Origin of the sequence: Pseudoduganella dura, from assembly GCF_009727155.1 — a bacterium.
Lineage (GTDB): Bacteria > Pseudomonadota > Gammaproteobacteria > Burkholderiales > Burkholderiaceae_D > Rugamonas > Rugamonas dura.
Genome location: NZ_WNWM01000002.1, coordinates 4,259,565 through 4,283,431 on the forward strand (window position 1 = coordinate 4,259,565; position 23,867 = coordinate 4,283,431).

22 protein-coding genes and 1 pseudogene are annotated in these 23,867 nt (G+C 65.3%); 10 read left to right on the forward strand and 13 right to left on the reverse strand.

What is annotated here, in order from left to right; translation table 11 throughout:
- Positions 1-114 precede the first annotated feature (114 nt).
- A pseudogene (gene dnaE, locus GJV26_RS18670) lies at positions 115-3,674 on the forward strand (DNA polymerase III subunit alpha).
- Between the two features lie 125 nt (positions 3,675-3,799).
- Here dnaE and GJV26_RS30270 read toward each other — a convergent pair.
- From GJV26_RS30270 to GJV26_RS18685, 3 genes are all read right to left on the reverse strand, one after another.
- The gene (locus tag GJV26_RS30270; protein ID WP_155710156.1) at positions 3,800-4,837 is read right to left on the reverse strand and encodes a glycosyltransferase; all 1,038 of its coding nucleotides are present in this window, start codon (positions 4,835-4,837) and stop codon (positions 3,800-3,802) included.
- Positions 4,838-5,004: 167 nt separating this feature from the next.
- A complete protein-coding gene (locus GJV26_RS18680; RefSeq protein WP_155712579.1) occupies positions 5,005-5,235 on the reverse strand; it encodes a DUF6139 family protein in 231 nt (76 codons plus the stop codon).
- Positions 5,236-5,408: 173 nt separating this feature from the next.
- On the reverse strand, positions 5,409-6,254 hold the full coding sequence (locus GJV26_RS18685; RefSeq protein WP_155710158.1) for a glycosyltransferase family 2 protein: 846 nt from the start codon (positions 6,252-6,254) through the stop codon (positions 5,409-5,411).
- 28 nt (positions 6,255-6,282) lie between these two features.
- On the opposite strand from GJV26_RS18685, the gene GJV26_RS18690 reads away from it, so the two are divergent.
- From GJV26_RS18690 to GJV26_RS18700, 3 genes are read left to right on the forward strand one after another with little or no spacing between them, the layout of a single operon-like run.
- Positions 6,283-7,536 (forward strand): O-antigen ligase family protein, encoded by a 1,254-nt coding sequence (locus GJV26_RS18690; protein ID WP_155710160.1) that lies wholly within the window; start codon positions 6,283-6,285, stop codon positions 7,534-7,536.
- Positions 7,536-8,588 carry a lipopolysaccharide heptosyltransferase II gene (gene waaF, locus GJV26_RS18695; protein ID WP_173346233.1) on the forward strand — a complete coding sequence of 351 codons (1,053 nt, stop codon included), beginning with the start codon at positions 7,536-7,538 and terminating at the stop codon, positions 8,586-8,588. Before GJV26_RS18690 ends, waaF begins: the two co-directional genes overlap by 1 nt.
- An 18-nt stretch (positions 8,589-8,606) precedes the next feature.
- Positions 8,607-10,136, forward strand: a complete 1,530-nt coding sequence (locus GJV26_RS18700) for a GGDEF domain-containing protein (RefSeq protein ID WP_155710162.1) — start codon at positions 8,607-8,609, stop codon at positions 10,134-10,136.
- A gap of 8 nt (positions 10,137-10,144) precedes the next feature.
- Here GJV26_RS18700 and GJV26_RS18705 read toward each other — a convergent pair whose 3' ends face one another.
- Complete coding sequence (locus tag GJV26_RS18705) at positions 10,145-11,182, reverse strand: tetratricopeptide repeat protein (protein WP_155710164.1); 1,038 nt, start codon at positions 11,180-11,182, stop codon at positions 10,145-10,147.
- Positions 11,183-11,513: 331 nt separating this feature from the next.
- On the opposite strand from GJV26_RS18705, the gene phaP reads away from it, so the two are divergent.
- The 3 genes from phaP to GJV26_RS18720 all read left to right on the forward strand — a co-directional run bounded on the left by phaP (position 11,514) and on the right by GJV26_RS18720 (position 13,221).
- Positions 11,514-12,149, forward strand: a complete 636-nt coding sequence (gene phaP, locus GJV26_RS18710; protein ID WP_155710167.1) for a TIGR01841 family phasin — start codon at positions 11,514-11,516, stop codon at positions 12,147-12,149.
- A gap of 189 nt (positions 12,150-12,338) precedes the next feature.
- Positions 12,339-12,545 (forward strand): hypothetical protein, encoded by a 207-nt coding sequence (locus tag GJV26_RS18715; RefSeq protein WP_155710169.1) that lies wholly within the window; start codon positions 12,339-12,341, stop codon positions 12,543-12,545.
- Between the two features lie 133 nt (positions 12,546-12,678).
- The gene (locus tag GJV26_RS18720; protein WP_155710171.1) at positions 12,679-13,221 is read left to right on the forward strand and encodes an FxDxF family PEP-CTERM protein; all 543 of its coding nucleotides are present in this window, start codon (positions 12,679-12,681) and stop codon (positions 13,219-13,221) included.
- A 63-nt stretch (positions 13,222-13,284) separates the two neighbouring features.
- On the opposite strand, the gene rng is transcribed toward GJV26_RS18720, so the two are convergent.
- The 9 genes from rng to GJV26_RS18765 form a co-directional block, all read right to left on the reverse strand.
- Positions 13,285-14,748: a ribonuclease G gene (rng, locus tag GJV26_RS18725; RefSeq protein WP_155710173.1), complete on the reverse strand. Its 1,464-nt coding sequence runs from the start codon at positions 14,746-14,748 to the stop codon at positions 13,285-13,287.
- Positions 14,745-15,365: a Maf family protein gene (locus GJV26_RS18730; protein WP_155710175.1), complete on the reverse strand. Its 621-nt coding sequence runs from the start codon at positions 15,363-15,365 to the stop codon at positions 14,745-14,747. The genes rng and GJV26_RS18730 overlap by 4 nt, the downstream gene beginning before the upstream one ends.
- Positions 15,366-15,410: 45 nt before the next feature.
- Positions 15,411-15,881, reverse strand: a complete 471-nt coding sequence (gene rlmH, locus GJV26_RS18735; protein ID WP_155710177.1) for a 23S rRNA (pseudouridine(1915)-N(3))-methyltransferase RlmH — start codon at positions 15,879-15,881, stop codon at positions 15,411-15,413.
- Between the two features lie 24 nt (positions 15,882-15,905).
- On the reverse strand, positions 15,906-16,616 hold the full coding sequence (rsfS, locus tag GJV26_RS18740) for a ribosome silencing factor (RefSeq protein WP_155710180.1): 711 nt from the start codon (positions 16,614-16,616) through the stop codon (positions 15,906-15,908).
- Positions 16,617-16,622: 6 nt separating this feature from the next.
- Entirely contained in the window at positions 16,623-17,264 is a 642-nt protein-coding gene (gene nadD / locus GJV26_RS18745) for a nicotinate (nicotinamide) nucleotide adenylyltransferase (protein WP_229419352.1), read from the reverse strand.
- Between the two features lie 47 nt (positions 17,265-17,311).
- Positions 17,312-18,220: an oxygen-dependent coproporphyrinogen oxidase gene (gene hemF, locus GJV26_RS18750; RefSeq protein WP_155710183.1), complete on the reverse strand. Its 909-nt coding sequence runs from the start codon at positions 18,218-18,220 to the stop codon at positions 17,312-17,314.
- A 5-nt stretch (positions 18,221-18,225) separates the two neighbouring features.
- Positions 18,226-19,494: a phosphoribosylamine--glycine ligase gene (purD, locus tag GJV26_RS18755; RefSeq protein ID WP_155710184.1), complete on the reverse strand. Its 1,269-nt coding sequence runs from the start codon at positions 19,492-19,494 to the stop codon at positions 18,226-18,228.
- A gap of 225 nt (positions 19,495-19,719) precedes the next feature.
- Positions 19,720-20,445, reverse strand: coding sequence for a YebC/PmpR family DNA-binding transcriptional regulator (locus tag GJV26_RS18760; RefSeq protein ID WP_155710187.1), 726 nt, complete (start codon positions 20,443-20,445; stop codon positions 19,720-19,722).
- Positions 20,446-20,539: 94 nt separating this feature from the next.
- Positions 20,540-21,376 (reverse strand): DUF4214 domain-containing protein, encoded by an 837-nt coding sequence (locus tag GJV26_RS18765; RefSeq protein WP_155710190.1) that lies wholly within the window; start codon positions 21,374-21,376, stop codon positions 20,540-20,542.
- Positions 21,377-21,535: 159 nt separating this feature from the next.
- Between GJV26_RS18765 and GJV26_RS18770 the strand changes: the two genes are divergently transcribed.
- Genes GJV26_RS18770 through GJV26_RS18780 form a run of 3 tightly spaced genes read left to right on the forward strand, consistent with a single transcriptional unit; the run spans position 21,536 to position 23,851 of the window.
- Positions 21,536-22,450, forward strand: a complete 915-nt coding sequence (locus GJV26_RS18770; protein ID WP_155710192.1) for a DMT family transporter — start codon at positions 21,536-21,538, stop codon at positions 22,448-22,450.
- 4 nt (positions 22,451-22,454) lie between these two features.
- On the forward strand, positions 22,455-22,859 hold the full coding sequence (locus tag GJV26_RS18775; protein ID WP_155710193.1) for a methylglyoxal synthase: 405 nt from the start codon (positions 22,455-22,457) through the stop codon (positions 22,857-22,859).
- Positions 22,859-23,851 carry a quinone oxidoreductase family protein gene (locus GJV26_RS18780; RefSeq protein ID WP_229419353.1) on the forward strand — a complete coding sequence of 331 codons (993 nt, stop codon included), beginning with the start codon at positions 22,859-22,861 and terminating at the stop codon, positions 23,849-23,851. The genes GJV26_RS18775 and GJV26_RS18780 overlap by 1 nt, the downstream gene beginning before the upstream one ends.
- The last annotated feature ends 16 nt before the right edge of the window (positions 23,852-23,867 follow it).

A 23,867-nucleotide genomic window follows, 5' to 3' on the forward strand; every position in this document is an offset into this window, starting at 1 on the left:
TTACGATTCTATTTTTGGCAATCATGCGGAGGCCACATCGGTGCCCGCCGGCTTTCGCCACTTCCGCCCGGCCTGTAAAATGGCACCTTCCGCTGCCCCATTTCCATGAGCCCCATGAGCACCAGTACCGTCTACCAGCCCGTCACTCTTCCCGTGATCTTGCCAGATGAACCGGCAGCGCCACCCGGCCCCGATTTCGTCCACCTGCGGGTGCACTCGGAATACTCGATCGTCGACGGCCTGGTGCGTATCGACGATCTGGTGAAAGCCGCGGCAAAGGACAAGCAGGGTGCGCTGGCCATTACCGACCTGTCGAACCTGTTCGGCATGGTCAAGTTCTACAAGACCGCGCGCGGCAAGGGCGTCAAGCCCGTGATCGGCTGCGACGTGTGGATCACCAACGACGACAACCGCGAAAAACCGTGCCGCCTGTTGCTGCTGGCGAAGAACCGCGTGGGCTACCTGCAGCTGTGCGAGCTGCTGTCGATGGCATGGCTGACGAACCAGTACAAGGGCCGCGCCGAGCTGCGCACCGAATGGCTGCAGGCGCTGAAGGACCAGACGTATGACGTGATGCCCGGCGAAAGCGGCGCCGACGGCCTGATCGTGCTGTCCGGCGCGCAGTTCGGCGACATCGGCTGCGCGATCGACAACGGCAACCTGGAACTGGCCGAACGGAACGCGCAAAAGTGGTCGGCGATCTTCCCCGGTCACTTCTATATCGAGATCCAGCGCGCCGGCCAGCCCAACCAGGAGGCGCAGGTGCGCCAGTCGGTGGCGCTGGCGGCCAAGCTGCGCCTGCCGGTGGTGGCCACGCACCCGGTGCAGTTCATGTCGCAGGCCGAGCACATCGCGCACGAGGCGCGCATCTGTATCGCCGAAGGCGAGATGATCGCCAACGCGAAACGGCCGAAACGCTTCAACGAGCAGATGCGCTTCCTCACGCAGGAAGAGATGGCGATCCTGTTCGAAGACCTGCCGGCCGCACTGACCAACTCCGTGGAAATCGCCAGGCGCTGCAACGTCACGCTCACGCTGGGCAAGCCGCAGCTGCCGAACTTCCCCACGCCGGGCATGACGATTGACGAATTCCTGGTCGCCGAAACGAAGAAGGGCCTGGAGAAACGCCTCGAACACCTGTACCCGGACCCGGTGCAGCGCGAAAAGCAGCGGCCCCGCTACGAGGAGCGGCTCGAGTTCGAGAACAATACGATCATCAACATGAAGTTCCCGGGCTACTTCCTGATCGTGGCCGAGTTCATCCAGTGGGCCAAGGATAACGGCGTGCCCGTCGGCCCGGGCCGGGGTTCCGGTGCGGGTTCGCTGGTCGCCTACTGCCTCCTGATCACCGACCTGGACCCGCTGCGCTACAACCTGCTGTTCGAGCGTTTCCTGAACCCGGAACGGGTATCGATGCCCGACTTCGACATCGACTTCTGCCAGGAAGGCCGCGACCGCGTGATCCAGCACGTGAAGGAGCTGTACGGCAAGGAGGCGGTGTCGCAGATCGCCACGTTCGGCACGATGGCGGCGAAGGGCGCGATCCGCGACGTGGGCCGCGTGCTCGATTTCGGCTACAACTTCTGCGACGGCATTTCCAAGCTGATCCCGTTCAAGCCGGGCAAGCCGGTGACGATCGCCGATGCGATCGACGAGGAACCGCTGCTCAAGGAGCGCCTCGAGAACGAGGAAGAAGTGCGCCAGCTGCTCGACCTCGCCCAGCAGGTGGAAGGCATCACCCGCAACATCGGCATGCACGCCGGTGGCGTGCTGATCGCGCCGGGCAAGCTGACCGATTTCTGCCCGCTGTACACGCAGGGCGGCGACGGCGGCGTGGTGTCGCAGTACGACAAGGACGACGTGGAGGCCGTGGGCCTCGTGAAGTTCGACTTCCTGGGCCTGACCACGCTGACGATCCTCGACCGCGCGGTGAACTACATCCGCGAACTCGATCCGGCGATGAAGGATTTCGACCTGGCCTCGCTGCCGCTGGACGACCGCGGCTCGTACGACCTGCTGACCAAGGCCAAGACCGTGGCCGTGTTCCAGCTGGAGTCGCGCGGCATGCAGGGCATGCTGAAGGATGCGCGCCCCGACCGCTTCGAGGACATCATCGCGCTGGTGGCACTGTACCGCCCGGGCCCGATGGACCTGATCCCCGACTTCTGCAAGCGCAAGCACGGCGAAAAGTTCGATTACCCGGACCCGCGCACCGAGGGCATCCTGTCCGAGACCTACGGCATCATGGTCTACCAGGAGCAGGTGATGCAGATGGCGCAGATCATCGGCGGCTACTCGCTGGGCGGCGCCGATATGCTGCGCCGCGCGATGGGCAAGAAGAAGGCCGAGGAGATGGCCGAGCACCGCGAGATCTTCCGCAAGGGTGCCGGCGAGCGCGGGCTGACCACCGAGAAGGCCGACGAGATCTTCGACCTGATGGAAAAGTTCGCGGGCTACGGCTTCAACAAGTCGCACGCCGCCGCCTACGCGCTGCTGTCCTACCATACCGCGTACCTGAAGCAGCACCACACGGCCGCGTTCATGGCGGCCAACATGTCGCTGACGATGGACGACACGGAAAAGGTCAAGATCCTGGTCGAGGATTCGATCGAGGTGTGCGGCCTGAAGATCCTGCCGCCGGACATCAACCTGTCGGCCTACCGCTTCCGCCCGGACGGCCCGGCGCCGTCGGTCACCGGCAAGAAGGTGACCAATATCCGCTACGGCCTGGGGGCGTGAAGGGCGCCGGCCAGAACGCGATCGAGGCGATCATCGCCGCGCGCGAGGCCGATGGCCCGTTCGTCAGCCTGTTCGACTTCTGCAAGCGCGTGGACAAGCGCCAGATCAACCGCCGCACGATCGAGGCGCTGATCCGCGCCGGCGCGTTCGACTGTTTCGGGGTTGACCGTTCGGTGCTGTTCGCCTCGGTCGCCTTCGCGATGGAGTGCGCCGAGCAGGAACTGAAGGCGGCCAACCAGGTGAGCCTGTTCGGCGGCGACGACAGCGACCTGGTCGCGCCACCGGAGTATGTGCAGGCCACCGCGTGGACCGACCGCCAGAAGCTGGCCGAGGAAAAGATCGCGCTGGGCTTTTATTTGTCGGGCCACATGTTCGACTCGTATGCGGGCGAGGCGCGGCGTTTTGCGCGCACCAAGCTGTCCGAACTGGAGCCGTCGCGCGAACCGCGCATGATGTGCGGCGTGATCACCGGCATCCGCACGCAGATGACGCAGCGCGGCAAGATCCTCATCGTCACCCTGGACGACAAGAGCGCCGTGGTCGAAGTCACCGTCTACAACGAGATCTTCGAGGCCAACAAGAAGGCGTTCAAGGAAGACGAATTCCTGGCCGTGACCGGCAAGGTGTCGGAAGACCGCTTCACCGGCGGCCTGCGCATCTCGGCCGAGAAGGTGTACGACATCGTTTCGGCCCGCCTGCAGTTCGGCCGGCAGATGGGCTGGCTGCTGCCGGGCGCCGTGCCGCCCGCCAAGCTGCAGGAAGTGCTGGCCCCGCACCGCGACGACTACGGCCTGCCGGTGCAGATGCGGATCAAGCCGCAAGGCATCGACTGCACGATGCAGCTGGGCGACGACTGGCGCGTGGCGCCATCGGACGAACTCACGCTGGCGCTGGAGCAGGTGCTGGGGGCGAAGGAAGTGGCGGTGGAGTACTAAAAACCAAAAGCCAGAAAAACAGGGACAGACCCTGTTTTCTGGGAAATAAAATTGGGACCGATTGAAATTGGGGACGGACCCTGTTTTTCAGGAAATTTCCTGAAAAACAGGGTCCGTCCCTATTTTTAGATGCCGCGCGGCGCGCGCACCGCCGCCACCAGGTTCCGCACGAACGCCTTCATGTCGAACCGGTTGTCGAACGCATCGAGCGCGCGGTGGGCCATCTGCGCCGTGTAGGGGGCGTCGTCCAGCAGCCGCGCGATGGCGGCGCGCATCGCGGCGGCGTCGCCCTGCGGCACCAGCACCGCCTCGTTGCCGTCGCTGACATAATCCTCGACCGTCAGCGTGCGCGTGATCACGGTGGCCTTGTTGAAGGCCATCGCCTGCAGCAGCACCATCTGGCCGGCCGAGATGTCGGCCACGCCCAGCGGCACCACCACGAAGCGGGCGTTCTTCAACTGTTCGACATAGTCGCCGTCGTAGCAGTTGCGCAAGACCTTGACATTGGGCGGGATCGCCAGCCCGGCCAGCGGCTTGTCGTTGTCGCACACCACGTGCAGGTCGATCGGCAGCCCGGTCACCGCCTCGAACAGCGTGGCGTAATCGCGGCCGGAGCGGCCGGCCGTCAGGATATACGGCGAGTTCGACGCTTCCGGCAATTCCTCGCGGCCGTGGATGTGCGTGCCGTGCGGGATGTAGAACACCTCGGTGCGGCCGTTCGCGAACAGCTCGCTGTAACGCTCGCGTTCCTTTTTCGAGTGGCAGATCACCTTGTCGACGAACGACATCACGAAGCGGAAGTACATCAGCCGCAGGCGGTTCAGCAGTGGATGCCTGCGCGGCGTGAGGATGAAGCCCAGCAGCACGATCTGCGTGCGGCGCGAGAACAGGGCGCGCAGCGGCGCGAAGATCAGCACCTCGATATCCGAACCCAGCACCACCGCTTCGGGATGCGTGCGGCTGGTGACCAGCGAGCGGATGCCGGCACGCAGCGCGAACCAGGCCAGCTTCGGCCAGCCGACGAACAGCAGTTTCAGGCGCGAGTGGTAGCGGAAGCGCACGTCGTCCGCGAACAGCCGGTAGTCGACGCCGAGTTCCTTCAGACCGAGGGCGAACGGCGAACGCGTGCCGTCCTTGGTATAGGTGGGGAAGAAGTGGATCACGGCAGGCCCTGTCGCGGTGAGTTTGACAAAGAGGAGTTACCAATTATACAAGGATAACCCCGCGATCTTTCCGCGGCCATGGCCGGCTGTTGCGCCAGCACAGCACAGCACGGGCGCAGGCGGGGGATGCCGCCGGTGCACGACGTGCTTACATGTGCTTACATGTCTTACATGTCTTTCAGGCTGGTGATCGCATAGCCCTTGGTGCCGAGCTGCTCGGACAGGTGTTCGATGTGGAAGTCCGGCAGGGTATCGGCTTCGTCGTCGACTTCCAGCGCCTTGGCGTCCGGCTCCCAGTCGGTATTGATCGCCTCTTGCGGAATTGGCTTTCCTTCCGGCACAGCCAGATAGGAAAAGATGCCATCGTGTTCAGGTCGTCGGTAGATGTCCAGGCGCATTGCGGTTCCTCCTTGTGGTTGTTCAGTGGCCAGCTTGGCAGTACCCGCGTGCAAGATCAGTTCGGTACCGCACATGCCGCCGTTTTCCGACCGATTGTACTCCGCGCCCGGACGACCGGTAGTTCCGGATGCCGGGGCGTCGCCTCGCCTCCGGCCCCAACCGCGATGGCGCCTTATCCGCCCGATCTGGCCATCCGTTTTGCCAGCTCCTTCAGGCCCGCCGCGGCCTGGGTGGTGCCGTCCGTGGCGCGTTGCAGCACCACTTTCCGGTTCGAGGTCGCCTGGTCGCGCTGGTTCTCGCGGTGCCACAGGTGATAGACCTCGGTGGCGAATGCGCCATCCTTGCGCAGCACGCCGGCGTTGAACAGCCGTACCACCAGGTCCGAATCCTCGTGGCCCCAGCCGGTAAAGCTTTCGTCGAAGCCGTTCACGCGATCGAGATCGCCGCGCCAGACGGCGAGGTTGCAACTCTTGATGCGGCGCCAGGTGAACTTGCGCCGCTCGCGCCCCAGGTCCGGCAATATCAGCACCGTCTGCAGGAACTTGTTGAAGTGGCCGCCCAGGCGCAGGCGCAGCCGCTCGATGGCGCCGAGGCGCTGCAGGTCGATACGGGAAGCGAGCAGGGTGTTGGTGTATTGCTCCGACACCAGCACGCGGCTGCCGGACACGAGGAAGCCGCGCCGTGCCAGCTTGCGGTGCTGCGAAACAAAGTTTCTTGCCGGGATGCAGTCGCCGTCCAGGAAAACGATGTAGTCGCCGCTGGCGGCCAGCGTGCCCAGGTTGCGCACGCGCGCGGCGCGAAAGCCTTCGTCGGGCTGCCACACGTGCCGCAGCGGCACCGGCGAACGGGCGCGCAGGGCTTCCACGCAGTCCCGTGTGTTGTCCGTGGAGCCGTCATCAGCGATAATGATTTCGAAATGCGGGTCATCCTGCGCAAAGCAGGCTTCGATCACGGCCGTCAGCGCGTCCGGGCGGTTATAGGTCGTGACAATGACAGAAATTTTTGACGCTGGTTGCATGTAGTCGGCGCGCCCAACAAGAACATTGATGAATAAAACTTTAGCCAGGCACCCCGATGTAACCGGTATCACCGCTTTTGCAGTCAACTGCCTGGTCTTCCTCCTGCCCTTCCTGACCCTGATCACCAACGCCGGCGTTGGCCTGTGCAGCTTTTGCTTCCTGCTGGCGGCGATCTGGTGCCACAGGCGCGGGCTGCCGGAGTTCCGGCGCCATCTTAACGATATCCGCGGCGTTTTGACAGCCTTCGTGCTTGCCTTCCTGTTAGCAGGTGTTACCGTGCTGCTGCACGAAGGCATCAGCATGCGCAATTGGGAAAAGCCCAGCCGCATGCTGTTTGCCATCACCGCGCTGATCGTGGTGCTGGCCTTGCGGCCCGCCCGCAAGGCGCTGTGGTGGGGCCTGATCGGCGGCGCCGTGGCCGGCGCCTGCGTGGCCGGCTACCAGCGCTGGGTGCTGGGCATCGATCGCCCGGGCGGATTGATGAACGCCATCACGTTCGGCGATATCGTACTGTGCATGGGCCTGATGTGCCTGGCGGCGGTGCTCGATTTCCGCGGCCGGCAGCGGCTCTGGCCGGCGCTGGGCGTGGTTGCCGGCCTCGTCGGCATGGTGGCCACCGGCACGCGCGGCGGCTGGGTGGCGATCATTTTCTCGGCGCTGCTGTTCCTGAAATACGGCCACTTCCTGCGCGGCAGGTTCGCCAAGGCCGCGGCCGTGCTGGTGGCGGTGCTGATGATCGGTGCCTATTTCGTGCCGCAGACGGGCGTCAGCGAACGGCTGGGGCAGGGCGTGGGCGATGTGCAGGCCTATTACACGGGCGGCAGCGCCTTCACGAACGTGGGTGTGCGGCTCGAGTTGTGGAAGGGCGCCATGATGCTGGCCGCGCGCCATCCGTGGATGCCCACCGGCCAGGAACAGGTCAAGGCCGAGCTGGGCGAACTGGTCGCAGCGGGCACGCTGCAGCCATTCGTGCTCGAGGCCGAACATTTCCATAACGACGCGCTGCAGATGCTCGTGTATGGCGGCATACCGGGCCTGTTATGCTGGTTCGGCACGCTCCTGCTGCCGTTCGCGTTCTTCCTGCGCATGCTGCACTCGCATCGATCGGCGCCGCCGGGGCTGGTGTCCGCGGCGCTGGCGGGGCTGCTGCTCGTGCTGAGCTACTTCAGTTTCGGGCTGACGGAAGTCATTTTCTATTCCACGCGCAGCGCGATGTTCTATGCGCTGATGCTGTTCGTGCTGATGGGCCTGTGCCTGAACGCCAGGGAAGGAAAGCAGTGATGCCTTCGAGTTTGCCGCGGATCCTGATCATCTCGCCCAACTGGATCGGCGACGCCGTGATGGCGCAGCCGCTGCTGCAGCGGCTGCGCGCCATGCATCCCGGCCGCCCGATCGACGTGCTGGCACCGCCGCCGGTGGCGCCCGTGTGGCGCCAGATGCGGGAGGTCGACGACGTCATCCAGACCACGTTCCGCCACGGCGCGCTGCAGCTGCGCGAACGCTGGCGCCTGGCGCGCGAACTGAAGCGCCGCGGCTATGCCGAAGCCTATGTGCTGCCGAACACGCTGAAGTATGCGCTGATCCCCTGGCTGGCCGGCATTGCCCGCCGGATCGGCTACAAGGGCGAAAGCCGGTATGGCCTGATCAACGTGATGCACCATGACGACGTGCCGCCGCGCCCGATGGTGCCGTTCTATGCGGCGCTGGCCAATGCGCCGGAAGCGCCGCTCGCACCCGCGCCGCGGCCCGCGCTGCAGGTGACACCGGAGCAGGCCGCCGCCGCGTGCGTGAAGGCGGGCCTGGCGGCCGGGCGGCCGCTGGTGGTGTTTGCCCCGGGCGCCGAGTTCGGCTCGGCCAAGCGCTGGCCGCCGGGCCATTTCGCCGCGCTGGCGCAGGCCATCGTGGCGCACGTGCCGCTGGCACAGGTGGCGCTGCTGGGTTCGCCCAAGGACCGCGCCGTGTGCGACGAGATCGTCGCGGCCTTGCAGGACACCGCGGCCGCGCCCGCCGTGTCGAACGTGGCCGGCCAGACCAGCCTGGCGGAAGCGGTGGCGCTGATCGGCCACAGCGCCGCCGTTGTCAGCAACGATTCCGGCCTGCTGCACGTGGCCTCCAGCCTGGACCGCCCGGTGGTGGCCATCTACGGGCCCACCGACCCGGACCACGCGCCGCCGTTTTCCACCGTGGCGGCGGCGCTGTCGCTGCGGCTCGACTGTTCGCCATGCCGCCAGCGCGAATGCCCGCTGGGCCACCACGACTGCATGCGCAAGCTCGACGCCGCGCTGGTGTGGCACACGCTGCAACCGATGCTGCCGGCCGCCGTGCCGGCCTGACCGGGCCGGGAGAGGGCGATGAAGCGGCAGCCGATCACCTTCTGGACCACGCTGTTCGTGACCCTGGTGTGCGTGGCACTGGTGGCGCTGGATATCGAACGCAGCTGGGCGGCACGCAAGGTGTTGCTGGAACAGACCGAGCGCAACGCCACCAACCTGGCGCGCGCGATGAGCGGGCAGGCCGACGATACGCTACGCGGTGCCGACACCACGCTGGCGGACCTGGAGGAGCGCATCGAGACCGACGGCACCGGCCCGCGCGAATTGCGCCGGCTCAATGGACTGATGGCCAGCCACGTGCGCGCGCTGCGGCAGCTGAACGGGCTGTCGTTCTACGATGAAACGGGGCGGCGCCTCGTCAGTTTCCTGCCGCAGCCGCACCGCGAGGCCAGCATCACCGACCGCGATTACTTCACGTATCACCAGCGGCGGGCGGATGACGGCCTCCATATCGGCAAGCCCGTCGCCAGCCGGCTCACGGGGGCATGGGTGATCCCGCTGTCGCGCCGCATCGACAAGCCGGACGGCAGCTTCGGCGGCGTGGTCGTGGCCACGATCGACATGAGGTACTTCCGCGACTTCTACGCCGGTTTCGACATCGGCCGCCATGGCGCCGTGGCGCTGCTGTCGAACGACGGCACGTTGCTGGTGCGCCGGCCGTACCGGCAGGAAGCCATCGGTACCAGCATCGTCCGGACGCCGCTGTATGCCGCCTATACGCGGGTGGCGAGGACCGGCATCGGCGAATTCCGCTCGTCCCAGGATGGCCAGGTACGCCTGAACAGCTACCGCCCGCTGCAGCATTACCCGCTGTTCGTCACGGCCGCGCTGTCGAAGGAAGAAGTGCTGGCCTACTGGTGGCGCGATACGCTGATCCGCACGGCCGGCGTGCTGTCGCTGGCGGCGCTGCTGGCGCTGTTCGGACAACGCCTGGTCCGCCAGATGCGCCGGCGGCTGCAGGCGGAGCAGGAACTGCGCGAGGCCCGCGATGCGCTGGCGGACCTGAACGCCACGCTGGAAAAGCTGGCGCTGCAGGACGGCCTGACGGGCCTGGCCAACCGCCGCCAGTTCGACCTGTCGCTGGGCACCGAGCTCAGCCGCGCGGCGCGGCAAGCCACGCCGCTGGGACTGGCAATGATCGACGTGGACCACTTCAAGGCCTACAACGACCATTACGGGCACAGCGCCGGCGACGATTGCCTGCGCGCCGTGGCGCGCGCGATCCGCCAGCACACGCCGAAGCGGGCAGGGGACCTGGCCGCGCGCTATGGCGGCGAGGAGATGACGGTGCTGCTGCCCAACACCGACGAGGCGGGTACCGGGGCGGTGGCCGAAAAGATGCGCGAGGCGGTGGAAGCACTGCGGCTGCCGCACGCGGGCAGCCCGCTGGGCATCGTCACCATCAGCGGCGGCGTGGCGGCGATCGTGCCGCGCCGCGGCGACGACCGGGCCGGGGTGCTGGTGGAACACGCCGACCGGGCGCTGTATGCCGCCAAGGACGCGGGCCGCAACCGCGTGCTGCGGCACGAAGACGCCGCGGCAGGCTGAAGTCCGGCTTACTCCACCATCAAGGTCAGTTGCAGTTCCCATGGCCAGATCCTGCGCCGGCCTACCGCTTCGCGCTGCACCACGATGGCGGCGGACAGGCCGTCGTCGATGCAGGCGGTCAGCTCTTCCACGCGCGCAAGGATTTCGGCGCGCCTGTCGGGATCGTTTTCCCACAGCAGCGCTTCCCAGCAGGCCATGACGGATGCCCGCTCGACCATCACTTCCGGGTGGTTGAACAGCCAGCGCACGAACGGCATCGCGTCGATGCGCTCCTCCCACAGTTCGCCATAGTTGTCCAGGTACTCGCGTGCCGCTTCCGGCAGCGTCGTATCGTCGGGGTGCCACATGACCAAAGGCGCGGGGGATGGATTGCCGGCCAGGATTTCGGCGATGTAGGGATTGGTCGCGAAGCCCCGCCGCAGCGCCGTGGCGGCGGCCACCCGGCGATCGCTCCGCAGGTGGGCCAGCGCCAGTTCGTACCAGTAGGGCGGGTATGTGCCGGCGTGCTGCGCCAGCACGTCGACGGCGCGGTCGAACCCCTCGGCGCCGCCCCACAAGTTGGCACGCAGCGCCGCGGAGCCGAGCAGGTAGCGCACGCCCTGGTTGTCGTTGGGGTTACGCAGCAGCATCTGCTCCATCAGTGCGGCGCCGTCCTTGTGTCGGCGCAGGCGCACATAGGCCAGCACGGCCACGTGCATCAGCCGCAGGTAGGCGCGGTTGTCGATATTGAGCCACTCGATGCGGCCGACGAAGCCCTCCGGGATCAGCCGGTTGGCCATGCCCAGGCCCAGCAGCGCGGCATCGAGCGACTTCTTCGGCTTGCCCTGGCGGTTCCAGTGGAAGGCGATCTGCGTATGGGCATCGATGAAATCCGGCGCTTCGGCCAGCAGGCCCTGCAGTGCCGCCAGGTATTTCGTTTCGCTCAACCGGCCTGTTTCGTGCTGGTCGAGGATGTCGTTGAAGCGGCCCAGCAGGGCGCCGTATTTCTCTTCGGTGTAGCCGAATTCGCCCGATTCGGCATTGGTTGCTTCGAATTCCAGTGGCATTTGGGGGGCGAGCGAAATTATTGGTGACGCCGCATGATATCAGTATCATCCGGCAAGTCTCGCCCGGTATCGCCTCCGGCAGGGTGCCGATGCCGGTCGGACAGGTGGTGGAAGCGGCGCAAAACAAGGCCGCACATCGCGATTGCCCACCGCCCGCATGTCAAACGCCTGTCACAAATAGCGCCTACCTTGCAAGTCTCGCGCTCCGAACCGGAGCCCGACGATCGTGCAACTGAACAGTTGAGTTGCCTTTCCCGAGGCCCGCCAGATGCCGCACTCCAGTGTTTGACGTGCCAACCCGTTTGTGAAATTTCACTTGATGAGGTATGCCATGTTCCTGTTTTCCCAGTCCGTTACGCCAGCAGTCCGTACTCACCTGAACGCACAGGCCGCATTCCTGAACGACGTGTCGAAATCGCTGTCGCGCTCCTTCCAGGAAATGTGCCAGCTCAACATCCAGCTTGGCCAGACGCTGCTCGAAGAAAGCACCATTGTCGGCCACCAGCTGCTGTCGACCGACCGGCCAAGCGACCTGATTTCGGTAACGGCGGCACGCGCGCAGCCCGCGGCAGAAAAACTGCGCGTGTACCAGCAACATCTCTCGCGGGTTGCCGCGGATTCGCAGGTCGACTTTACCCACGTCGCCGAGCAACATGTGCAGGAAACGTCCCGTACCGCACGCGCGCTGGCTGACCAGGTGGCACGCTCGGCCGCTGAAGAGACCGATCGCAGTGTCCGGCACCAGGAAGAATCGCTGAAAAACTTCCGTGATCCGTTCGAACACGGCAAGTCGTCGGAACGCGGCAACGGCGGCACGTATCGCGGCAGCATGCAGGCCGCCGGCGAAGGTTCGCAGGGCAGCGCGCAGGTCGACATCGACGGCGAACACGGTTCGTTCAAGGCCAATGTGCAGGGCGGCCAGTCGTCGCAAAACTCGCAGGGCGGCAAGCCGGGCAAGTCGTCATGATTTGACTTTGCCCTGACCGTTTGATCCGGTCGTGGGGCACCGGATGTGCGGCCGGCCGGGCCCGGCTTGCCGTACATCCTTTTGCTTTCGTCTGCCTCATTGAGCGGCAGCAGGATGGCGGCAGTTTTTTCGAAGCCTATTCGTCATCATGCGACGCGGCATGGTGCAACGTCATTGCAGGAGGCTGCCATGCTTCTCGAGCGACGCAACGATGTCGAAACCGCCTGGACCATCCAGCGCGCGGTCCGGATCGAACAGCAGGAAGGCGCCGTCAAGGCATGGACCTATCTCGCAGTGCGCGGCATTTCGACGAATGCCATTTGCCGAGTACTGGGACTCCATGGAGGCGTACCGTTGCGAAGGGCTTTCGAATGTCATGCCATGGACGACTTGTAATGACGTCGTGGAATCGCATACCAGCTTGTACCATGCTTATTTGTAAATATTCTATTCCAGCTCTTTGCTTTATTGGCAACTCTTGCTAAGTTATCGTGGTCCGGCAGCCCATCCATTTAACCAAGGAGCAAGAATGACGAACATGAAGAAGATCGGAGCAGCACTGGCCATGGCATGCGCCGCAGTAGCCGCGCAAGCGGAAGATATCAGCCTGCCGGTGAGCGGCATCGAAGTCATCGAGGGTGCCGGCGCATTCAGCCGCCTAATCACCGGCAACCATTCCGGCGACACATTCACCGACACGTATGCATTCGACGTGACCGATGCATCGTCCTTTACGGCCAACCTGTATTCGAACGCCGGCAACGCCAAGGTGGGCCTGGACATCACCGGCTTCAGCCTGTACGCCGGCGACGGCACGCTGGTGAGCAGCGGCACGCAGGTCGCCACCGGCAAGTTCGATCACTGGAGCCTGGACCTGTCCAAGGTAGCCCCGGCTGCCGATTATTATGTCGCGGTAAGCGGCAAGGTCGTGTCGCAGGCCGCCGGCACGTACAGCGGGCTGGTCGCCGTCACAGCCATCCCGCCGGTACCGGAGCCTGCCACCTATGGCATGCTGCTGGGCGGCATGGCACTGCTGGGCGTCGCCGCGCGCCGCCGTTCGCAGCAAAAGTAAGGAACCGGAAAGGCCACCCGCGCGAGCCTGCCCACACCGGGCTACCGGACGGCGCGCGGGTTGCTACATCAAGATCACGTCGTACTGCTCCTGGTGATACGACGTCTCCACCTGCAATGAAATCTTCTTGCCGATGAAATCGCCCAGCATCGCCAGATGCTGCGATTCCTCTTCCAGGAACAGGTCGACCACTTCCTGCGAAGCGAGGATGCGGAATTCGCGCGGGTTGAACTGCTTGGCTTCGCGCAGCAGCTCGCGCAGGATTTCGTAGCAGATCGTGCGCGACGTTTTGACCTGCCCCTTGCCGCTGCAGGCGGGGCAGGGCTCGCACAGGATGTGGGCCAGCGATTCGCGGGTGCGCTTGCGCGTCATCTCGACCAGGCCCAGCGCCGAGAAGTTGCTGACGGAGACCTTGGTGCGGTCGCGCGACAGTGCCTTCTTCAGTTCGGCCAGCACGGCATTGCGGTGCTCGGCGTTTTCCATGTCGATGAAATCGAGGATGATGATGCCGCCCAGGTTGCGCAGGCGCAGCTGGCGCGCGATCGCGTGCGCCGCTTCCAGGTTGGTCTTGAAGATCGTGTCGGCGAAATTGCGCCCGCCCACGTAGCCGCCGGTGTTGACGTCGATCGTGGTCATCGCCTCGGTCTGGTCGACGATCAGGTAGCCGCCGGATTTCAGGTCCACGCGGCGGCCCAGCGCGCGCTGGATTTCCTCTTCCACGCCATACAGGTCGAACAGCGGCCGCTCGCCGGTGTAGTGGTGCATGCGTGGCAGCACGCTGGGCGTGTAGGTCTTGCCGAATTCGGTGAGGCCGATGAAGTTCTCGCGCGAATCGACCTGGATGGTGGCGGTATCTTCGTGTACGAAGTCGCGCAGCACGCGCTGGGCCAGCGACAGATCCTGGTGCAGCAGGCTGGTCGGCGGCCGCGTGCGGGCGCCGTGCGTGATCGTGGCCCACGTCTTGCGCAGGTATTCGATATCGGCGGCCAGGTCGCCGTCGCCCGCGTCCTCGGCCTGCGTGCGCACGATAAAGCCGCCTTTTTCTTCCTTCGGCAGCAGTTTCTGCATGCGTGAGCGCAGCGCCTCGCGTTCGGATTCCTTTTCGATCTTCTGCGAGATGCCGATATGCGAATCCTGCGGCAGGTACACCAGCATGCGGCCTGCGATCGAAATCTGGGTCGACAGGCGGGCGCCCTTGGTGCCGATCGGATCCTTGATCACCTGCACCGTCAGCACCTGGCCGTCGAACAGCAGCTTCTCGATCGGCGTCGGGGTGGCGGCGGTGCCGTCGTGCGGGCGTGCTTCCCAGATATCGGCCACGTGCAGGAAGGCGGCGCGTTCCAGACCGATGTCGATGAACGCCGACTGCATGCCGGGCAGCACGCGCACCACCTTGCCGGCGTAGACATTGCCGGCCAGGCCGCGCGTGAGCGTGCGCTCGATGTGCAGTTCCTGCACGGCGCCCTGCAGCACCAGCGCCACGCGGGTTTCCTGCGGCGTGATGTTGATGAGGATATCTTCGCTCATGGCAGCCTCAGGCCCGCGCGGCGCAGGATATCGGCTGTTTCGAACAGCGGCAGGCCCATGATGCCGGAGTGGCTGCCTTCGATATGCTCGATGAACATGGCGGCCAGCCCCTGGATGCCGTAGCCGCCGGCCTTGTCGTAGGGTTCGGTGGTGGCGCAGTAAGCCTGGATGTCGCCCGGCTTCAGCGTTGCGAAGCGCACCTGCGATATCTGCGTGAAGCTGTCCGCGAAGTCGTGCGTGCGCACCGCCACGGTGGTCAGCACCTGGTGCGTGCGGCCCGACAGCTGGCGCAGCATCGCTTCCGCTTCGGCCTTGCCGGCAGGCTTGCCGAGGATGGCCCCGTCGATCGCCACCGTGGTATCGGCCGACAGCACGGGGCGGGGTTTCAGGTGGCGGCGGCGGCACAGGTCGAACGCGAAGTCCGCCTTTTCATTGGCCACGCGGCGCACATAGGCTTCCACCGGTTCGTCCGGCAATACTTCCTCGGTCACATCCGGCCCGCGCGGTCCGTCGCTGCGCAGCAGCATCAATTCGAATTCGACGCCGATCTGGCGCAGCAGCTCGCGGCGCCGCGGACTTTTTGAAGCGAGGTAGATTTTGCGTTCGACCAGTTTCATCGTTGTTCTTATGGTGATCCGGCTTCCCGGCGAATACCGGGAGGACTACACCCGATGATACGGGTGGTTCTGGGTGATTGTCCATGCACGGTAGAGCTGCTCGGCCAGCATCACGCGCACCACCCCATGCGGCAGCGTCATGCTGGAAATGCGGATCAGCCCTTCGGCTTTCGCCTTCAGGCCGGGATCGAGGCCATCGGCGCCGCCGATCAGGAAGGCCGTGTCGCGGCCATCCTGCTGCCACAACTCGAGCTGCTGCGACAGGCCGACGCTGGTGAGATCCCGGCCCCTCTCGTCGAGCGCGATGATGCGCACCGATTTCGGCAGCGCGGCCTCGATGCGTTCGCGTTCGAGCGCCATCGCGGTGGCGGCGGTCTTGCTGCCGGACCGCTCGACGGGCTTGATTTCCTTCAGCACGATGCGCAGCTCGGGCGGCATGCGTTTCACGTATTCGGCGAAACCCGTCTCGATCCACGCGGGCATCTTGTGCCCCACGGCAGCGATGATCAGCTGCATGAGTTCTCCAAGTTCTACCCCGCCTTACTCTTCCGCGGCCGGCTTGCGAATCCGCTTGATCACGGTCTTGGCAGGCGCGCCCGGTTCCTTGGCCTTGGCTTCCTTGGCGGCCCTGGCCGATGCCACGGATGCCTTCGGCGCGGCAACCTTCACCTTCTTGCCTTCCGGTACTTCGAGCTTCGGCGCGGCCTTCTTCACGGCGGCTTTCTTGGCCACGGCACCCGCGGCGGCGGCGGCTTTTGCCGTGCCGGGCTTGCGGGCGGCAGGGGCTTTCTTCTCGATCACCGGTTCCGCGGCCTTGGCGGCCTTGGTCGCGGCCAGGTGGCCGGCCTTCTTCTTCGGCGCGGCTTCGAGCGCTTCGGCAGCCTTGCCTTCGGTCGATGCCTTGCGCTTGGCGGCGCCCAGCTTCACCGGCTTCTCGCCCCAGATTTCCTCCAGGCGGTAGTAGGCGCGGATCGGCGCCTGCATGATGTGGACGATCATGTCGCCCAGGTCGACCAGCACCCATTCGCCCGTATCTTCGCCTTCGATGCCGATGACGTCGCCGCCGGCTTCCTTGACCTTGTCACGCACGGAAGAGGCCAGGGCGCGCGTCTGGCGGTTCGAGGTACCGGAGGCGATGCAGATGCGGTCGAACAGGGCTGTCAGACCGGTGGTGTCGTATACGACGATTTCCTGGCCTTTGACATCTTCCAGGGCGTCGACGACGAGGGCTTGCAGTTTTTTGATATCCATTCAGTTTTACTTCTTATAAAGATTATGTTGTCGAATATAGTCTAGCACCGGTGCCGATATCGGCGAGCCGCTATCGTGCTTGAAGTTTCCGGCCGCCAGCAATTCGCGGAGGCGGGTGGATGAGATGTCCACCGCCATGTCGGGTGCGATACAGGTTTGCCCGGCCGGACGGCTGCACAGCCGTTCCGCCGGCACGAGGCGATTGCGGAATTCGGCCGCCACCGCGGCGGGGATGTCCGGCCCGTCGAGCGTGAAGCCGGGGCGGGCCGCCACGCACAGGTGTGCCAGCCCGAACAGGTCATGCCAGTCGTGCCATGTGTCCAGCCGCTGCAGCTGGTCGGCACCCATCAGGAAACACAGCGAAACTTCCGGCCCCAGTTCGGCGCGCAGCGCGCGCAGCGTTTCGACCGTGTAGGTGGGCCGGCCACGTTCGATTTCCTGGCGGTCGATCACCACGCGGCAGGGCAGCGCCGCGAAAGCCAGCGCCGCCATGTCCGCGCGCTGCTCCGGCGTTGCCACCAGGCTGCTTTTTTGCCACGGCACGGTGGGAATCACGCGCAGCTCGCTCGCGCCCAGCAATCGCGCGAACGTGGCGCCGAGCGCCACGTGGCCATTGTGCACGGGATCGAAGCTGCCGCCCAGCAGCAATACACAAGTAGACTGCGAGGCAGACCGCGAGGCAGGATACGAACCGGTCACGCCAGCCAGTCGCGGTGCGGCAGGAAATCGGTGGTCAGCGCCGCCTCGGGCGTGCCATCCGCGGGGTGCCAGTCGTAACGCCATTTCACGATCGGCGGCATCGACATCAGGATCGCCTCGGTGCGCCCGCCCGACTGCAGGCCGAACAGCGTGCCGCGGTCGAACACGAGGTTGAATTCCACGTAGCGGCCGCGCCGGTAAGCCTGGAAATCGCGCTCCCGCTCACCGTAAGGGGTGTCCTTGCGGTTCTGCAGGATCGGCAGGTAGGCGCCAAGGAAACCGTCGCCGACGCTCTGTACCATCGCGAAGCTGGTGTCGAAATCGCGCTCGTTGAAGTCGTCGAAGAAGATGCCGCCCACGCCGCGCGCTTCCTGGCGATGCTTCAGGTAAAAGTACTCGTCGCACCACTTCTTGAAGCGGGGGTGCAGGTCGTCGCCGAACGGCGCCAGCATGTCGCGGCAGCTGCGATGGAAGTGGCGCGTATCGGCCTCGTTGCCGTAGTAGGGCGTGAGATCCATGCCACCGCCGAACCACCACACCGGCGTGCCGTCCTCGGTGGAAGTCGAGAAGAAGCGCACGTTCATGTGCACCGTGGGCGCGTACGGATTGCGCGGATGCAGCACGAGCGAGACGCCCATCGCTTCCCATGCGCGGCCGCCGATGCCGGGCCGGTGCGCCGCCGCGGAAGGCGGCAGCTTCGCGCCCGTCACGTGCGAGAAGTTGCAGCCGCCCCGTTCCAGCACATCCCCATCCTCGATCAGGCGCGAGATGCCGCCGCCGCCTTCGGGGCGCTGCCAGGCATCGCGCAGGAACGGCTGGCCGTCGGCCACCTCGAGCGCGGCAACGATGCGCTCCTGCAGGCCGATCAGCCAGGCCTTGACGGCTTCCGGGTTTGGCGTCGTCATCGCGCTCAATGCTTCAGGCCGCGCCAGCCGATATCGCGGCGGTACTGCATGCCGTCGAAGTGAATCTTCTCCAGCGTTTCATAGGCCTGCTTCTGCGCCAGCTTGACCGAGTCGCCCAGGCCCACCACGCACAGCACGCGCCCGCCCGAGGTGACCAGGTGGCCATCCACTTCCGCGGTGCCGGCATGGAACGTGACCGCTTCCGGCGTTTCCGCCGGAATGCCGTCGATGGCGTTGCCCTTGACCGGATCTTCCGGATAGCCGGCGGCGGCCAGCACCACGCCGACAGCGGTGCGGCGGTCCCATTCCAGGCCCACGGCATCGAGCGTGCCGTTGACGGCATGTTCCATCACGCCCACCAGGTCGGTCTTCAGGCGCGCCATGATCGGCTGCGTTTCCGGATCGCCCATGCGGCAGTTGAATTCCAGCGTCTTCGGGTTGCCGGCGGCGTCGATCATCAGGCCCGCGTACAGGAAGCCGGAGAACGGGATGCCGTCCTTCGCCATGCCGGCGATGGTGGGATTGATGATCTCGCGCATCACGCGGGCATGCATCGCCGGCGTCACGATCGGTGCCGGCGAGTAGGCTCCCATGCCGCCCGTGTTCGGGCCCTGGTCGTTGTCGAGCAGGCGCTTGTGATCCTGGCTGGTGGCCAGCGGCAGCACGTTCTTGCCATCGCACATGACGATGAACGAGGCTTCCTCGCCGGCCAGGAATTCCTCGATGACGATGCGCGCGCCGGCATCGCCGAAGCGGTTGTCCGACAGCATGTGTTCCACCGCCTGGTGCGCCTCGTCGAGGCTCATGGCCACGACCACGCCCTTGCCGGCGGCCAGGCCGTCGGCCTTGATCACGATCGGCGCGCCCTTGGCATCGATGTAGGCATGCGCCTGGGCCGCGTCGCTGAAGGTTTCGTACTCGGCGGTGGGAATGCCGTGCCGCTTCATGAATGCCTTGGCGAAGTCCTTCGACGATTCCAGTTGCGCCGCTTCCCTGGTAGGGCCGAACACCTTCAGGCCGCGCGCACGGAACAGGTTGACGATGCCGCCGGCGAGCGGCGTTTCCGGGCCCACCACGGTCAGCGCGATGTGCTCCCGGATCACGAATTCGGCCAGCGTGTTCAAGTCCGTGATCGGCAGGTTCTGCAGGCGCGAGTCACGCGCCGTGCCGCCGTTGCCGGGTGCGACGTAGACGATCTGCACCCGTTCCGATTGGGCCAATTTCCAGGCCAGCGCATGCTCGCGGCCGCCGGAGCCGACTACCAGAATTTTCATAGGGATCTTCGGTTAGTTTTTCAGGAAGCTGTTTCCGGATGCACGGACAAGGCACGTACAAGACATGCACAGAACACGCACAAGATACGCTCGAATACACGCATCCGGAAAGAACCTCGGAGACTGAAACAGCGGCCCGCGGGCCGCTGCTGCATCATGCTTCTCGATGAATCGTCGATGCCGGCCAGGACCGGCGTCATCGATGACGCGGCGTTGCGCTGCCGCTTACTCTTCGATGATGGCGTTGGAGTAGACCTCCTGGGTATCGTCCAGGTTCTCCAGCGCGTCCAGCAGCTTTTGCATTTTCACGGCCTCGTCGCCGGTAAACACGGTTTCGGTGGCGGGCTTCATCACGATCTCGGCCACCTCGGCCTTGAAGCCGGCCTTGTCCAGTGCATCCTTGACGGCGGCGAAATCGTGCGGGGCGCACAGCACCTCGAAGCCGCCTTCTTCGTCGGCCACGATGTCTTCCGCGCCCGCTTCGAGCGCCGCTTCCATCAGCGATGCCTCGTCGGTGCCGGGAGCGAACAGGAACTGGCCGCAATGCTTGAACAGGAACGACACGGAGTTTTCCGTGCCCATGTTGCCGCCGAATTTGCTGAACGCGTGGCGGACTTCTGCCACAGTGCGCACGCGGTTGTCGGTCATGCAGTCGACGATGATCGCCGCGCCGCCGATGCCGTAACCTTCGTAGCGGACTTCTTCGTAGCTGGCGCCGTCTTCGCCGCCGGTGCCGCGCGTGATCGCGCGTTGCACGTTATCCTTCGGCATGTTGGCGTCGGCCGCCTTGTCGATGGCAAGGCGCAGGCGTGGGTTGGAGGCGATCTCGCCGCCGCCCATGCGGGCGGCAACGGTGATTTCCTTGATCAGGCGCGTCCAGATCTTGCCACGTTTCGCGTCCGTTGCAGCCTTTTTGTGCTTGATGTTGGCCCATTTGCTGTGTCCAGCCATGTTCGGTCTTCCTTGGAGGGTATGCAATCGAGGGCGGTATTCTAACATACCGCCCCCTGCCGATTGCGCCGCCGCGGGCCGGGCCGCCGGGCGGTCAGCCCGTGAACAGCGTGTATTCGATGCCGTTCTGGATCTGGCCGATGACAGCCGCCTGGTTTTCCGGGCTTTCGGAGAAATCGAGAAGGATCTGTTCGCGGCTCACGCCGTTTTCCAGCGCCGCGATCCAGAAGTTGTAGCCGTCCTGGTCGAATGGACGATGCAGCGCGTTCAGGTACAGATTTTTCACGAACGAATCGTTGCTCGAGTTGGCGCCGTACAGGCTTGCCCACTCGGGGCTGCCCGTGAAGCCGGCCGCCATGCCTTGCCAGCTGTTGCCGGTGTCGGCCGCGTGGATCCACCAGCCGAGCCCGTCTTCATCGGGCGTGCGGTTCAGCGCTGCCTGGTAGAGGCGGAACATCTTGCCGGCATTGCCGTCGATGTCGAATGCGATGGCCCCGTCGGAAAAGGCCAGTCGCTCGATCTGGGCCAGCGTGTCGGACTGGCCGCCGGCCGCGATCGTGGCCACGCCGGCGGGCAGGTTGCCGGACATTGCGACCGTGTAATCGCCGCGTGCCCCGGTATAGATGGCGGTATCGAAGTTTCCGCCGCCGTTCAGGCTGTTCGTGCCCGCGCCGCCGAGGAGGAAATCGGCGCCTGAGCCGCCGTTCAACAGGTCGTTGCCGTTGCCGCCGTCGAGCCAGTCGCCGATGTAGTCGGGGGTATTGCCCGTGATCGTGCCGGGAGTTTCATATTCGCCACTGTTCAGGCTGTCGTTGCCATCGAGGCCGATCAGCCTGTCGCGGCCGCCTTGGCCATACATGATGTCGCTTGCGTCGCCGCCGGTCAGCACGTCATTGGCGGCCGTGCCGCCCTGGAATGTTGGTTCTGCCATAATAATTTCCTCGTGTTAATAACATTTTTACATTATCTAGACTACAACGAAACGGCTGGGTTGTCGATGATTGGCTTTCAACTGTGCAGTATCTTTTGTATCGAGCTGTAAGCAAAGCCGGGCCGACCGGCACCGGCGGTTTCCCCTTACAATGTTTCGATGGACAAAACCATAACGCCCCCGGCCGCGTCTTACCTGGGCGGGCTGATGCTCGCCGTCGGCGGCGCCGTGCTGTTTTCCGCCAAGGCCGTGATCGCCAAGCTGCTGTACCGCTACCACATCGATGCCGTGACACTGATCGCATTCCGCATGATCTTCTCGCTGCCCGTGTTTGCCGCCGTGGCGCTGTGGACGATGCGCGGCGCGGCGCCGCTGTCGACCGGCGACCGCTGGCGCATCGTCGGGCTCGGCCTGGTCGGCTATTACCTGTCCAGCTTCCTCGATTTCCTTGGCCTGCAATACATCACCGTGGGCCTCGAACGGCTGATCCTGTTCTTGACGCCCACCTTCGTGCTGCTGATCTCGGCCACCTGGCTGCGCCAGCACATCGGGCGGCTGCAGTGGATGGCGCTGGCCGTGTCGTATGCCGGCATCGTGTTCGTCTTCGTGCACGACCTGCGGGGCGGTGGCTCGAACGTGCTGGTCGGCTCCTCGCTGGTGCTGGGGTCCGCCGCGGCCTATGCGGCCTACCTGCTGCTGTCGGGCGAGATGGTCAAGCGCCTCGGCCCGCTGCGGCTGGTGGCGTATGCGATGTGCGTGTCCAGCGCGGCCTGCATCGGCCAGTATTTCCTGCTGCGGCCCGTCGCGGGGCTGATCCAGCCGCTGCCGGTCTATGGCCTGTCGCTGGCGAACGGCCTGCTGTGCACGGTGGCGCCGGTCTTCATGACGATGACCGCGGTGCAGCGCATCGGCGCCGGCGCGGCTTCGCAGGCCGGCATGATCGGCCCCGTTTCCACGCTGTTCCTCGGCGCCGTCATCCTGGCCGAACCGGTCACGAGCTGGCAGCTGGCCGGCACGGCGCTGGTGCTGGCCGGGATCTACCTGCTTTCCCATGCAAAACCCAACAATGGATAACGAGATGATTGCTGCCCCCCGCATCGCCCTGATCGCCCACGACAGGAAGAAGGACGACATGATCGCGCTGGCCGGCGAATACGCGGCCTTCCTGCGCCGGTGCACCTTGACGGCCACCGGCACCACCGGCGGCCGGCTGATCAGCGAGCTGGGGCTGGCGGTCGACTGCAAGCATTCCGGCCCGCTGGGCGGCGACCTGCAGATCGGCGCGCTGCTGGTGGAAGACAGGATCGACGCGGTGATCTTCCTGCGCGACCCGATGACGCCGCAGCCGCACGAACCGGACATCAATGCCCTGGTGCGTGCCTGCGACGTGCACAACGTGGCGTGCGCCACCAATGTCGCGACGGCCCACCTGGTGCTGTCGCAACTGCGGGATAATGGCCCCGCGCTCAACGAGGAGGTGTGATGAACAAGGCGGCAACGACCAAGGCGATCCGGATGAGCCGCACCGGCGGTCCGGAAGTAATGGAATACGTGGATGTCGAGGTGGGCGCGCCGGGCCCCGGCGAAGCCACCGTGAAGCACGAGGCGATCGGCGTCAATTTCATCGACGTGTATTTTCGCACCGGCCTGTACCCGCAGCCGCTGCCGAACGGCCTGGGCATGGAAGGCGCGGGCACGGTGGAGGCGGTGGGCGAGGGCGTCACGCACGTGCAGGTGGGCGACCGCGTGGCCTATGCCGGCCGCCCCAACGGTGCCTATGCGCAGGTGCGCAACGTGCCGGCCAGCCTGCTGGTGGTGCTGCCCACCCAGATCGCGTTCGACACGGCGGCGGCGATGATGCTGCAGGGGATGACGGCGCAATACCTGCTGCACCGCACCGCCCACCTGAAGCCGGGCGACACGGTGCTGTGGCACGCGGCGGCCGGCGGCGTGGGGCTGATCGCCTGCCAGTGGGCGAAAGTGATGGGCGTGAACCTGATCGGCACCGTGGGTTCGGACGAGAAGGCGGCGCTGGCGATCGAGCACGGTGCCGCGCACGTGATCAATTACCGGCGCGAGAATTTCACCGAAAAGGTGAAGGAACTGACGGGCGGCGAGGGCGTTTCCGTGGTCTACGACTCGATCGGCCAGGATACCTTCTACGGCTCGCTCGATTGCCTGGCGCCGCTGGGGCTGATGGTCAGCTTCGGCAACGCGTCCGGCCCGGTGCCGGCGTTCGCGCCCTCCGAACTGCAGTCGCGCGGCTCGCTGTTCCTCACGCGGCCCACGATGATGCACTACACGGCGAAACGGGAAGACCTGGAAGCCACGGCCCGCTCGCTGTTCGGCGTGGTGGCCAGCGGCGAAGTGAAGATCGCCATCAACCAGCGCTACCACCTGCCCGATGCGGCCCAGGCCCACATCGACCTGGAGTCGCGCAATACCACCGGCTCGTCGATCCTGGTGCCGCGCTGACATGGACCAGCATCGA